Raw genomic sequence first — 12,596 nt, forward strand, 5'->3', positions numbered from 1 at the left:
GCTTAGAGCTTAGCGGGTCATTTCTTCACGTAGCTCTTCTAGCTCTTCTTTTGTAAATACATACGTTTCGTTACAAAAATGGCATTGAGCTTCTGCTTGTCCGTCTTGTTCAATCATATCGTCAATTTCGTTTTGTCCTAGGCTGATAATGCCATTAGCAAACCGTTCTTTTGAGCAGTTACAAGAGAATTCGACAGGTACAGTTTCTAAGATTTGAGGTTTTTCACCGAGCACTTCTTCTAAAATTTCTTCGGGGGTCATTCCTTTTTCAATGAGTTTAGAGATCGGTTCGATGGTCGATAATCGCTGTTCGAGTCTATCAATGACAGCGTCTTCTGTTCCAGGCAGCAATTGAATGATGAAACCGCCTGCTGCGAGGATCGAGTTATCTGGATTTACAAGAACACCTACACCTACAGAGGACGGTACTTGCTCAGATGAGACGAGGTAATAAGTGAAGTCATCTCCAATTTCACCTGAAACGATTTCTGTTTGTCCTGTAAAGTGTTCCTTCATTCCGATATCTTTGACAACACTCAATGTTCCATTTGTTCCAACAGCACGTCTGACATCCAGTTTACCATGTTCATTTAAGTCAAAGTGAACTTGTGGGTTTGAGACATATCCGCGCACCTGACCTTTTGCGTTTCCATCAGCGATGATGGCTCCGATTGGTCCACCGCCTTCAATTTTGACAGTTAGCTTATTCTCGCCTTTCAGCATAGCTCCCATCATGACTGTAGCTGTCATGGTTCTGCCAATTGCTGCTGAGGCAGTTGGCCACGTATGGTGTCTTCTCTGTGCTTCGTTGATTGTATCTGTTGTGTTTGCAGCGTATGCACGGACTTTCCCGTCATATGCTAACGCTTTAACTAAGTAATCCATTTCGATTAAACCTCCTATATTACACCGACACGGTTACGTTCATAAATTAATTGAAGTCCTTTTAATGTTAGGAACGGATCGACAACATCAATACAGTCTGATTCCTTTCCAATCAATGTAGACAAACCGCCTGTTGCAATAACTTTCGGTGTTTGTTTGGCTTGCTGCTTCATCCGTTTCACTATTCCCTCGACTTGGCCAACGTATCCATATAGAATACCTGATTGCATCGCACTGATGGTGTTTTTTCCAACGATATGATCCGGGCGGACGATTTCAATTCTTGGCAGCTTAGCCGCTCTTGTATATAAAGCCTCAGTTGAGATGGTAATACCCGGTGCAATGGCTCCACCCATGTATTGTTTTTGTTCATTGATATAGCAGTAAGTTGTCGCTGTTCCAAAGTCTACCACAATGAGAGGTGCACCATATAGATGAATGGCTGCTACCGCATTGACAATTCGATCGGCGCCGACTTCCTTTGGATTGTCACACATGATGTTTAATCCCGTCTTCATTCCAGGCCCTACGATTTGGGGTGTAATGTGAAAATACTTTTCACACATTCTTTCTAGTGCAAACATCATTGGCGGTACAACAGATGAGATGATAATCCCTTCTATTTGGTCAAACATCAGCCCTACATAGTCGAATAAGGACCTGATCGACATACCAAATTCATCTTCTGTTTTATGACGGCTTGTTTCAATTCGCCAATGGTAGTTCAATTCGCCATTATGATAAACACCTAAAACGGTATTTGTGTTTCCTACATCTATCACGAGTAACAACTTCATCACCACTTTGAATAGTTTCTCAAAAAGAGCATTTTTCGACTTTCTATCATACCATACACGAATTGAGTTCCATTTGTAAACAATTCGAAACCGATCCATTCATGAATCGAAATAAAAAAAGCCGCCGGTGATCCCGGCAGCTTTCACAGAAGGAGATTAGATCTCCTCATCTTCTTTTTTCTTGATGTTGACTTTCACATGATCGTTTTTCTCTTCGTCATCTGCGTATACACGCTCTGGAAGCTTTCCAGTTTCGTAAAGAGATTTAATTTGCTCAGCATCTAATGTTTCAACTTCTAGAAGAGCTTGTGCGATGATTTCTAGCTTATCTTTATTCTCAGTGAGAATTTGTTTCGCACGTTCGTAGCTTTCTTTAATGAAACGCTGAATTTCTTGGTCAATTTCGTAAGCGATCGCTTCACTATAATTCGGCTCGTTGTTGAAATCACGGCCAAGGAATACTTGACCTCCTTGTGATTGACCGAATTGCAGCGGACCAAGTTTATCAGACATACCAAATTCTGTCACCATTCTTCTTGCAATGCTTGTTGCACGCTGGAAGTCGTTGTGTGCGCCTGTACTTACTTCACCAAACGTAATTTCCTCTGCAACACGCCCGCCGAGCAAGCCGACAATTTTATCAAGAAGCTCTGGCTTCGTTTGGAAATAACGGTCTTCTTTCGGAAGCATGACCGCATATCCGCCTGCCTGACCACGAGGAACGATCGTTACTTTATGCACCATGTCTGCTTCGTCAAGGACAAGTCCAATGACGGTATGACCCGCTTCATGGTATGCCACGATATTACGTTCTTTCTTCGAAATGACGCGGCTTTTCTTCGCCGGCCCAGCGATGACACGGTCAGTCGCTTCGTCGATATCACGCATATCGATTTTCTTTTTGTTTTGACGGGCAGCAACGAGCGCTGCTTCGTTTAGTAAGTTCTCAAGATCTGCTCCAGAGAACCCTGGTGTTCTGCTTGCAATGGCTTTCAAGTTAACTGTATCATCAAGCGGTTTGTTTTTCGCATGAACCTTCAGTACTTCTTCACGGCCAATGACATCTGGGCGGTCAACCGTAATTTGACGGTCAAAACGTCCCGGACGCAGCAACGCAGGATCTAGGATATCTGCACGGTTCGTCGCAGCAATGATAATAATACCTTCGTTAGCACTAAAACCATCCATTTCAACAAGAAGCTGGTTAAGCGTTTGTTCACGCTCATCATGACCACCGCCAAGACCTGCTCCACGCTGACGACCTACTGCATCAATCTCATCAATAAAGATTAAGCAAGGTGCATTCTTTTTCGCATTTTCAAACAAATCACGTACACGTGATGCACCGACACCGACGAACATCTCGACGAAGTCAGAACCACTGATGCTGAAGAAAGGAACGCCTGCTTCTCCTGCAGATGCTCTCGCAAGCAATGTTTTACCTGTACCTGGAGGTCCTACTAGTAAAACCCCTTTAGGGATTCTTGCGCCAAGCTCCGCAAATTTACGAGGATCCTTCAGGAATTCAACCACTTCTACGAGCTCTTGCTTTTCTTCATCCGCACCGGCAACATCTTTAAATTTCACACGTTTCTTTTCTTCTGTGTAAAGCTTTGCCTTACTCTTACCAAAGTTCATGACACGGCTTCCACCGCCTTGAGCTTGGTTCAATAAGAAGAAGAACAGGATAAAGATGATGATAAACGGAATGATGGTTGTCAGAACTTGCAGCCATCCATTTGTTTCAGGTGCTGGTTCTACTTTTACATCTGTATTCTTCAGCGCACTGTAAATTTGGTCAACACCTTGACCATCTGGAACATGGGTAATGAAGTATTCATCTTTTTTCGCGCCATTTAATTGACCACGAATTTCATAAACCCCTCTTACAGGCTGGATGGAGATACTCTCCACTTTTCCCGCACTTAGATTTTGCGAAAATTTGCTGTAAGACATGTTCTCAGGCTTTTGATTAGGGGACCCTAAATAACTCACAACCCCTATCACAAGTAATAAAATAAGTATATAAAAAATCGTATTACGAAAAACCCGATTCATTCCTTACCTCCTCCCACAGTAAGCACAACTATGTTCAATAGTATCATAGAAAATCATTCCAACACAACCAATAACCTCATGTATACGTATGCTGATTAGCCTTCGTAAACAGATGGTTTTAACACTCCAATATACGGGAGGTTTCGGTAACGTTCAGCGAAATCCAATCCATAGCCGACAACAAATGCATCTGGTACTTCAAACCCAACATAATCTGCTTTGATGTCTGCTTTGCGGCCGCTTGGTTTATCAAGCAACGTCACAATTTTGATGGAGTTTGCTTTACGGTATCGGAAAAGCTCTACCAGATAGCTCAAAGTTAACCCACTGTCGATGATATCTTCCATAATTAGAATATCTCTTCCTTCAACAGAAGTATCTAAATCCTTAATGATCTTCACTTCTCCAGAAGATACGGTAGATTTTCCGTAGCTAGATACATCCATAAAATCGAGCTCTAAATATGTATCAATGTGTTTGATCAGGTCTGCCATGAATGGAAGAGCCCCTTTCAAAACACCAATAGCCAGGGGAAATTTACCATCATAATCGCTGGTTAATGTTGCGCCCAGTTCCTTTACTTTTTGCTGGATCTCTTCTTCTGAGATCAAAATCTTTTCAATATCTTGTTTCATGCTTTTGCTTGCCCCCTACAAATTTTCGTGCTGTCTATATTGTAATACAATGAGATCGCTGTTTGTCATATCAATTTCTTCAAAAACGGATTTTTTCAGACCTGGGATCCAGATGATTTGATGATCCGAGTCAGTGACGATCGGCCAGCTGTCTCTTTCTGCAAGAGGCACTTTTTTATCAATAAATATATCTTTCACCTTTTTTGATCCATTCATCCCTTTAAGTTTGATTCGATCACCTTTTTTTCGTGAGCGAATGATCAAAGGGAATCGAACATGATCTTTTTGAAGCAAGAAAAAATGGTTCCCGTTCCGTGCATCCTTCGGAACATGATTTGATACCACGATAGACTGTCCATTCGGGAGAAAAAGTTCTTCGCCGATCTCACCCTTTAAAAGATGAGCATAAGACTGATCTATGACTAGCGAGCGTTCAAAGGTAAACATACAGTGATCATAAGATTTGACAGCTTGTAAACCTTTTGGCAGATCTAATGATCCAGACGGTTGATCAGTATGAGATAACCAGTCCAAAGTCCCTAGAATATGCTGGTTTGAAAACGCTGATTGAGTGTTTTCATAAAGATAGTTTAATATTAGTTGAATGCCTCTTCTTTGTAAAGGCAAAGGCAGGTCAAGCAAAGGCTTCGTTTTGATCTCAATTTGCTTAGGCGTTTGACTCGTAATGACTTGGTTCATTTGCTCCTTTGTTAATGCCTGCAAGTAATGCTCATCCTCAGTCAGCATGTCACTTACAAACTGAAAGCTTTCATGCACATGAGGTGCCTCTTCTTTTAACACGGGAAGAATGTGTCTTCTTATCCGGTTTCTCAAGTAGTCATCTGTGTGATTGCTTTGATCAATGACATAGGGAACATGTTCTTTTTCGCAAGCTGTGAGCACGTCGTCCTTAGAATATCCAATGAGCGGACGAATGAGCCAACCTTCTTGAAAAGGACGTTTTGCTTGAATACCTGCGAGCCCTATTCCAACAGTCCCTCTTGTCAGCCTCATCATCATTGTTTCTACTTGATCGTCTCCATGATGTGCAAGCGCTATAAATTGAGCGTTGTACTGTTCCATCAATTGACGAAAGAAAGCATATCTGCACTCTCTTGCAGCTGCCTGTTTGTTTAAGCGGTTTTCTTTTGCATATTGGGTGACCTGTATGCGTGCCGATTCAAAAAGGATCTCATGCTCTTTACAGTACGCTTCAACAAATGCCAAATCAGCAAAGGATTCTTCTCCTCTGAACATGTGATCTACATGGGCTGCAATCAGCTGAAAGGAACCTTTTTGACGCTTGTTTAGTTCATGCAGCAAGAGCATAGAATCTGGTCCGCCAGAAACCCCGACAATGACTGTCGTATTTTCAAGGGAAACATCATGTTTTTTCAAAAAAGATTCAATTCTATTCACAACTTCCTCCTCACAAAGAGCAGGTAATTTAAAGATATACATATCCTATCACTTTCAGTAGCTCCAAGCAAAGAAGAAGCCTGCTTTTTTACAGCTCTACAACAGGAATAAAACCACATATGCACAGTAAAGAGCAAGTACACTGCAAACGATGAGAATGGTTTCAAAAAGTCCGCCTGATTTTTTGCGTACTGATGTTCTTTTCGACGAAGCCACTCTCGATCGTGAAGTCACCTGCTGGTTTTGATGAACAGCAGGCTTTTGTCTGTTTGGCTGCGTTTGCTTCTTTTGGCGTGTTTTGCTTGAAGCAAGCAGCTGGCCTTCTCTCAGCATCGCACGTTTCATATCTTCCGCTGATGGATATTTACCTTGAAGAGCAGCCTTTAACACCCTCTCATATCGCTTTAATAAAGGATGTCCTTCAATGGCCCGATAAAGCTGTTTTTCTGGTTCTGCCCCTTTTTTGAATTCTTTTTTATAGGCACAGTTCACCATGACCATACTTAAGGCAAATAGATCATAAGATGGTTCTGCTTTTCTTGTACCGAATCCCCAGTAGCCGCGGTCAAAAAACTCTGTATACTCCTTAATTGCCCTTCCTGCCTTCGTTGTTCCTCCAACATCAATACATCGAATCGTGGCTGGGGGACCTGAAACGATGAGATTATCAGGTTTCAAGTCACCGAATATCCAGCCTTCTTTATGTAGGTGAGACAGGTTAGACAACAGTTGAATCATAAGAACAATGATCCACTCATCGCCTTTTTGTTTCACAAATTCGAGCAGTAACGGTCCTCTGACATACTCCATCACATAAAACGAACACTTTTGTAACATGCCAGGATAAAGGGCATCATCCATATCATAAAAAGAAGGCCCCATGGTTTTCACAGGAGCCTTTGAAAAGGATTTTAATACATTGACTTCAGATGCAATGAGCATACTGTCATCACTCACTTTAAGGGCCACTTGCCCATTTGGCGATTCGGCCAGATAGACAACACCGTTCGCCCCTTTTCCCAGCTCTTTTACAATGCGGTAATGATGGTGATGCCATTTCCCTTTGATCATCGTACCTAGCGGGATGTTAGAAGCCGAATTCATCATCATGCTCTTCCTTTGCTTCAAGCAGCCCTTTACGTGAACGAACTGATTTGAAATGCTGAAGTGCTTCTCGGATTGCTGGCCCAGTTGGTGTAATCCCTCCGGTAGTCAGCTTTGGAAAAATAGATGATAACGAATCGAACCGAGGCGTCCAGTTCAACACAATTTCTGCATCTGAGTGTTTCCCGGGAAATACACACATCCCAAACTGATTTTCACCAATTCTCGAATTTAAACTAATAGAGAGATCAATCAGTGCTTCTTTGACAGTTGGCAGCTTCGGTTTCATACTTGCACTTGTATCTACAAGCACGAGCACTTGAAGATGAACAGTCTCACCTAACTCATCGACAACTTCCATCACTTCTCCACGCTTATCTGGCGGAAGCTCTTCAATTTCAGTATCTTTGCCAAGAATTTGCTGCAATTCTTTATTCACAACACCTTGTAACGTTTGTGTCATCGCCTTTTTTGTGACCATTTGTACCGTTTGAGACAATTGCTGGACGTAGACAACCTGATGGATGCCTCCGCCTGCGAGAGCGATCCCCTCTACTTCTTTCATCGCTTCATGATCGTGTCTGTTTTCTTCCATAATGCCAATGACATTGACTGTGATCCCTTGTTCCTTTGCCAATGCGGCAATCGCAAGTGGGTCTTCCCCATGATTTGAGCAGCCATCTGTAATCAATAAGATTTGGTTTACGTGACCTTTTCGCATCTTCATTCCTCCTGGGATTGTAACTGAATGCTTATATCCCCATCATCGCCAGAAGAAATTCATATTATACGATATGTTAAGAAATCTCTTGTTTCTCCAGATAGAATGTACCTGTCGGAATGGATGCCCATTTTGGTGTGTTATGGTCGAGCCTAATGACGACAACCGTCATATCGTCATCAATTTGACCTGATCTTGTTCGAATGACTTCCTCCATTAATAAATCAGCAATCTCTTGTGGATCCTCTGTTTTAAAACTCTTCATTTTTCGTTTGACCCATAAATCATGATTTTCAATATGCTTTGGCCCTTCAAAAATACCATCGCTCATCATGATGAGCAGATCTCCAGCCTTCATCTGTTCACTCACAACCTCTAATTCGAACTCATCAATAATGCCAATAGGCAAGTTGCTGGCTTGTACTTTCATCACTTGATCACCCCGTTTAATAAAGCTAGGGGTTGAACCAATCTTTAGAAACTTACAGCTTGCATCCTGTAAATCAATGATTGATAAATCTAACGTTGAGTAGATTTCATCTGTCGTCCGTAAAGATAAAATGCTATTAATCGTTTTAATCGCCACTTTTTCATCGATACCAGACGCCAAGATTTTTTCTAACAGCTTGATCGTTTCATTGCTTTCAAAGTGAGCTCTTGCTCCATTTCCCATCCCATCACTAATCGCTGCGGCATATTTACCTGCCCCCAGCTCCATCATACTGTAGCTGTCTCCAGATACTAACCCTCCGCCTTTCGCTGCATGCGCTACGCCTGTAGCCACTCGATACGATTTAGCTGAACCAAATACAACATGACAATAGCCTGTTGGATGCTCGGCGCATTGCTCTGTTTTCACTAAAATCTGTTCTTCTAAAATATCTGAAAGCATTGGGGCGATGATTTTTTCGCATTCCCCATGACCTTGGCAATACGGGATTCTCATTTCTATATCGACATTCCCTTGCTCTAAGCTATAGATTTCTACTTGCTGAATCTCAATGCCAAAATGCTGAAGTGCTTCTATCATCTGCTCTTCCTGAATAAAATGCTGTTCTCTTTCTCGTTTTATTTCCCGGGAAAAATCCTCCATGACTTGTGAGACCCCCATAAGCTGTTCTGCCACAAGACGCCTGCTGTCTTGGACCTTTTTCTTCAAGGTCTGGTTCGCTTTGTAGTAAGCGATCTCCTCTTCAATCAATTCTTCGACATGCTTTGATTTTGAGCAGTGCTGACTGAATTTCTTTTTTAACTTCCGGTTATGCTCGTACGTTTTTTCATCAGATTCATGCATAACTTGTTTCATGAGTTCATAGGTTGTATCAAAGTTCTGCACCCAGCATTTATTTTTCTTATAGCACGTTTGACAGGATCGTTCTGTGATCGTACTTAAAAAAAGATCTACATCCTCCTCCTGCTTCTTCTCCTCAGGAATGGACTCGTAAAATGTCGCAAAACTCTCAGACAGCGCATGAAATACATGAGAGAATTGATCTACTTTTTTGGCTGTCACATCTCGTACTTTTCTGGCATATTGCTGCTGTTCCTGCACATGCTCTACCGTACCAGGAATATATTTTGCCACCTTGGACGTCACCGACTGCGGTGTGAGCAGAAACAGCGCAACTGCGATGAGTGATTCATATAGCGTAGTCATGAGCCCCGCTGACCCTTCTCCGTAGAGGGAGATCAGTAAAGAACCTACAATTAAGCCAATGGCTGCTCCTGCCTTCTTTCCTTCTTTTAATAATCCGCCTAATAAGCCTGAAAAGGCAAGAAGACTCATCTGATAAAGGTTGCCGATGTTGGCGAGACCGAGAATTAAACCAGTGACCACCCCCACCGTACAACCAATACTGGCCCCGCCAATAAAGGCAAAAGTCAGTACTACATATCGCGACAAAATATGCTCTGCCTGCATCCCTTGATAGGTAATGCCTGCTAGGCCTGTCAAAACCGATGCAATTAAAATCATAAAACAAATGATTTCTTCGACCTTTAAAGAGTGTTTTATTTTCCTGACTGTAAAAATAGGGAGACTTTGCAGGAAAATCAGTGTCAGGATGAAGGCTAGTCCTGCTTCGACCCCAGCCATCACATAGTCATAGCTTTGTACAGCACCCTGCTCTAAGTAAACAAAAGCTCCCCTAGTCATCAGCATCGAAAGCACAATCACAACCGGTAATGTTTTCACCGGGTCTTTGATGATGAAAGACGCCACTTTCGACATGATCAGGAACACGATCAATGACGCAAACACGAATAGTGCATTTTGAGGTGATATCGTCATCGCCCCAGCGAGTAAAGCAAGACAGGCAAGCATGGCCTTATCTCTTTTAATGAGCAGCATGGAGCCAAAGAAAGGCAAAGCAAACGGCATAATTTCAGATAAGATAAAGGCTCGTCCTAATAAAAAGCCAAGAACAACATAAATAAACCCTTTATAGAAAAAAAGAGAATGTGTATGATGAAGAAACAGGTTTTTCATCTTTTTCAAACCTGCACTGATTCTTTCAAACCCGGCTCCAGTTAAATCAGTTCTTCTTTCTAGTTTTTCCATCTTCTCATCCCCCACCTAATATTCGTTGCTTGTCATTATAGCGAAGGTGAAAAAGAAATTTTGTCAAAAGAAGTTGTCGTTTCCATAAAACGTTCGACGCTTTATTCGTCAAAGAGGCATACTTTCATGAAAGTCGATGTCTTTCATCAGAATCTTACGGAAGCACAAAAAAACAGCTTTCTATAGAAAGCTGTTTTGAAGATGACCCGTACGGGATTCGAACCCGTGTTACCGCCGTGAAAGGGCGGTGTCTTAACCGCTTGACCAACGGGCCTTGCTTAATGTTCTATTTAAAAGGATAGCGGCGGAGGGGATCGAACCCCCGACCTCACGGGTATGAACCGTACGCTCTAGCCAGCTGAGCTACACCGCCATAATGAAATATGCGCTAAGAAGCACAAGAACTATAATACAAAGGATTCGCTTGTCCGTCAATAGAAAGTTTTAAATTAAATGGCGAAATCTCAAAAAACGTTGTATTTGTATCGAAAGAAAAGCACCCACTGAACAGCAGGTGCTTTGTTGTGAAAAATATATAGAAAGCAGCAACAAGTTAACCTCTTCTTGCTCCGCGCCCCCCACGTTTTGATTCCGTGTTTCGTTTTAAAGATGTTAAGCGATCTTCGCTATCTTTTAAGAATTTGTTCATTTTTTGCTCAAACGATTCCTTCGGACGGAAATCATTTCTGCTCGGTCTTGATTGTTGTTGAGGACGATCTTTTGCTTTTTTAATGGACAAGCCGATTTTACCGTCTTTTTCAACGTTAATCACTTTCACTTCAACTTGTTCACCGACTTTTAAATGCTCATTAATATCTTTTACATAGTTATCGGCTACCTCACTGATATGAACGAGACCAGTTGAACCGCCTGGCAACTCCACAAAAGCTCCAAAATTTGTAATGCCCGTAACTTTCCCTTGTAACTTGCTGCCAACTTCAATCGACATAAAAAAAGTGCTCCTCCTTAGACTTATAAAAAAATCTCATTTGTTCAATTATACATAAACTGAATTTTAAGTGTCAACAAGGCTAATCGCTCTTATTGCCCACATCAAAGATTTTTTCGCCTTTTTTGGACATATAATAGTCCCGTCGTGCCAGTTCGAGTACGTATTCTTTGCTTTTCAGCTTCTTAATTTCATCAGAAATATCTTCCTGCTTTGTTTGTAATTGCTTCAATTCTTTTTCTAGCGCAACCTTCTTCTCTTCTTTTTCTTTCAATGCAGACGATTGCGACCAGAGGGCACTTGTCACCAAGACAGCAAACATGAGCACGATCACACCAAACACGGTCAGCCTTCTAAGGAGTCCTCGGCGTTTGCGTTTTAGGCGCTGTGCTTGCTGTTCCATTTGTTTTTGATAATCGTTTTGAATTTGTGCGATATTTCTTTTTCTCTCGTTCAAGGATGAAGGCCTCCTCTCTTACTTTGTCCAGAATTGTTTCCATTTCGTTTTGATGATACGAGATAATTTCTTGATCCCTTGTAAAATTCCTGCTCCTTTTGAGAAAAACAACCTTAATGATGTTCGCCATTTTTCGGGAATCCGATGAATAATGGTCACATTGAGTAACCAAATAAGCGGATAACAAACAATTGACAGCACCTTCCACACGAGTCGAAATGTAAAATGAACAAGACGTAAGAGCGAGTGGAACAAGAACAGAATAGCACTTATGACCAATGTAACGATCCAGCGAATTGGCTGGAAGACGATCAACATGATCAGCCTTTTCAAGACGAGAACAGTCTGATTTATACACATCATCATAAACTTGAGGATGCTGATATACAGCTGTTTCATCAATGCCTGGTACATCGAGAAACCTAAAGCAACAGCTAGAAAAATATAAAACCTGAATTCTCCCTCATTTGTGAGCAGCAGCACATAAAAGAATAAGAGCCCCTGCACCATCCAAAAAATGAGATCGTGAATGACCAGAAGCCATTTTGCTGTTTTTTCCCGATTCACAAACAGCTTGTACGTATCCAGCGATGCGCCCAGCCAGATGCCCATCGCCGCCATCGAAAGCATCGTATAAAACTGGACTGTCAGCGTCATTTAAACAGCTTGCTAAAAATCCCTTTAGCTTTCTCCCCGTGCTGTTCATCTACATAGATTAAGTCAAAGACACGCCCTTTGATGGACACTACACCTTTTTCTACGTCTAAGTTTTTCATTTGCAGATTTTCTCCGCGAATGGCGAGAACCCCCATGACCGTCTCAAGCAGAAACTCTTCATTATCGAAGCTTTCTACTTGTTTGACCCCGGTAATATCTAAATGCTTTCTGTTGCGCATTGTGATATTGTGCTCCGCTTCTGATGACAGCTTCGTGCCTTGAGGTTGATTATAATATTGATTCATTTATACATCCCCCATATCTCATACTTGCATTGTTACTGCATTGTATGTG

General features: G+C 41.9%; 11 protein-coding genes, 2 tRNA genes and 1 pseudogene. All 14 read right to left on the bottom strand.

The annotated features are described in order from the left end of the window. Positions 1 to 9: 9 nt before the first annotated feature. The 14 genes and pseudogenes from hslO to yabP all read right to left on the bottom strand — a co-directional run bounded on the left by hslO (position 10) and on the right by yabP (position 12,547). On the bottom strand, positions 10 to 885 hold the full coding sequence (hslO, locus tag BK049_RS07795) for an Hsp33 family molecular chaperone HslO (RefSeq protein ID WP_008357393.1): 876 nt from the start codon (positions 883 to 885) through the stop codon (positions 10 to 12). A 14-nt stretch (positions 886 to 899) separates the two neighbouring features. Then, a complete protein-coding gene (locus tag BK049_RS07800; protein WP_008357395.1) occupies positions 900 to 1,676 on the bottom strand; it encodes a type III pantothenate kinase in 777 nt (258 codons plus the stop codon). A gap of 162 nt (positions 1,677 to 1,838) precedes the next feature. Next, the gene (gene ftsH / locus BK049_RS07805) at positions 1,839 to 3,740 is read right to left on the bottom strand and encodes an ATP-dependent zinc metalloprotease FtsH (RefSeq protein WP_071168240.1); all 1,902 of its coding nucleotides are present in this window, start codon (positions 3,738 to 3,740) and stop codon (positions 1,839 to 1,841) included. 95 nt (positions 3,741 to 3,835) lie between these two features. Continuing rightward, positions 3,836 to 4,375, bottom strand: a complete 540-nt coding sequence (gene hpt / locus BK049_RS07810) for a hypoxanthine phosphoribosyltransferase (protein ID WP_008357399.1) — start codon at positions 4,373 to 4,375, stop codon at positions 3,836 to 3,838. Beyond that, positions 4,372 to 5,794 (bottom strand): annotated as a pseudogene (gene tilS / locus BK049_RS07815) (tRNA lysidine(34) synthetase TilS). Before tilS ends, hpt begins: the two are co-directional and overlap by 4 nt. 96 nt (positions 5,795 to 5,890) lie before the next feature. Continuing rightward, a complete protein-coding gene (locus BK049_RS07820) occupies positions 5,891 to 6,898 on the bottom strand; it encodes a protein kinase domain-containing protein (RefSeq protein ID WP_083381158.1) in 1,008 nt (335 codons plus the stop codon). Beyond that, complete coding sequence (locus tag BK049_RS07825; protein ID WP_071168243.1) at positions 6,882 to 7,619, bottom strand: vWA domain-containing protein; 738 nt, start codon at positions 7,617 to 7,619, stop codon at positions 6,882 to 6,884. Before BK049_RS07825 ends, BK049_RS07820 begins: the two co-directional genes overlap by 17 nt. Positions 7,620 to 7,695: 76 nt before the next feature. Then, entirely contained in the window at positions 7,696 to 10,179 is a 2,484-nt protein-coding gene (gene spoIIE / locus BK049_RS07830; protein WP_071168244.1) for a stage II sporulation protein E, read from the bottom strand. A 202-nt stretch (positions 10,180 to 10,381) separates the two neighbouring features. Further along, positions 10,382 to 10,453 (bottom strand) — tRNA-Glu (locus BK049_RS07835). Positions 10,454 to 10,478: 25 nt separating this feature from the next. Next, positions 10,479 to 10,552: transfer RNA gene (locus BK049_RS07840), tRNA-Met, on the bottom strand. A 180-nt stretch (positions 10,553 to 10,732) separates the two neighbouring features. Beyond that, positions 10,733 to 11,128: a S1 domain-containing RNA-binding protein gene (locus tag BK049_RS07845; protein ID WP_008357409.1), complete on the bottom strand. Its 396-nt coding sequence runs from the start codon at positions 11,126 to 11,128 to the stop codon at positions 10,733 to 10,735. Between the two features lie 82 nt (positions 11,129 to 11,210). Continuing rightward, the gene (locus BK049_RS07850) at positions 11,211 to 11,585 is read right to left on the bottom strand and encodes an FtsB family cell division protein (RefSeq protein ID WP_007496186.1); all 375 of its coding nucleotides are present in this window, start codon (positions 11,583 to 11,585) and stop codon (positions 11,211 to 11,213) included. 18 nt (positions 11,586 to 11,603) lie between these two features. Then, the gene (yabQ, locus tag BK049_RS07855; RefSeq protein WP_071168245.1) at positions 11,604 to 12,242 is read right to left on the bottom strand and encodes a spore cortex biosynthesis protein YabQ; all 639 of its coding nucleotides are present in this window, start codon (positions 12,240 to 12,242) and stop codon (positions 11,604 to 11,606) included. Beyond that, complete coding sequence (gene yabP, locus BK049_RS07860) at positions 12,239 to 12,547, bottom strand: sporulation protein YabP (protein ID WP_008357415.1); 309 nt, start codon at positions 12,545 to 12,547, stop codon at positions 12,239 to 12,241. Before yabP ends, yabQ begins: the two co-directional genes overlap by 4 nt. Positions 12,548 to 12,596 lie beyond the last annotated feature (49 nt).

The organism is Bacillus xiamenensis, assembly GCF_001857925.1.
Lineage (GTDB): Bacteria > Bacillota > Bacilli > Bacillales > Bacillaceae > Bacillus > Bacillus xiamenensis.

Coding starts and splice junctions, on each gene's coding strand:
- hslO (WP_008357393.1), bottom strand. CDS start 885: ATGGATTACTTAGTTAAAGCGTTAGCATATGACGGGAAAGTCCGTGCA.
- ftsH (WP_071168240.1), bottom strand. CDS start 3,740: ATGAATCGGGTTTTTCGTAATACGATTTTTTATATACTTATTTTATTA.
- hpt (WP_008357399.1), bottom strand. CDS start 4,375: ATGAAACAAGATATTGAAAAGATTTTGATCTCAGAAGAAGAGATCCAG.
- BK049_RS07820 (WP_083381158.1), bottom strand. CDS start 6,898: ATGAATTCGGCTTCTAACATCCCGCTAGGTACGATGATCAAAGGGAAA.
- BK049_RS07825 (WP_071168243.1), bottom strand. CDS start 7,619: ATGCGAAAAGGTCACGTAAACCAAATCTTATTGATTACAGATGGCTGC.
- spoIIE (WP_071168244.1), bottom strand. CDS start 10,179: ATGGAAAAACTAGAAAGAAGAACTGATTTAACTGGAGCCGGGTTTGAA.
- BK049_RS07845 (WP_008357409.1), bottom strand. CDS start 11,128: ATGTCGATTGAAGTTGGCAGCAAGTTACAAGGGAAAGTTACGGGCATT.
- yabQ (WP_071168245.1), bottom strand. CDS start 12,242: ATGACGCTGACAGTCCAGTTTTATACGATGCTTTCGATGGCGGCGATG.
- yabP (WP_008357415.1), bottom strand. CDS start 12,547: ATGAATCAATATTATAATCAACCTCAAGGCACGAAGCTGTCATCAGAA.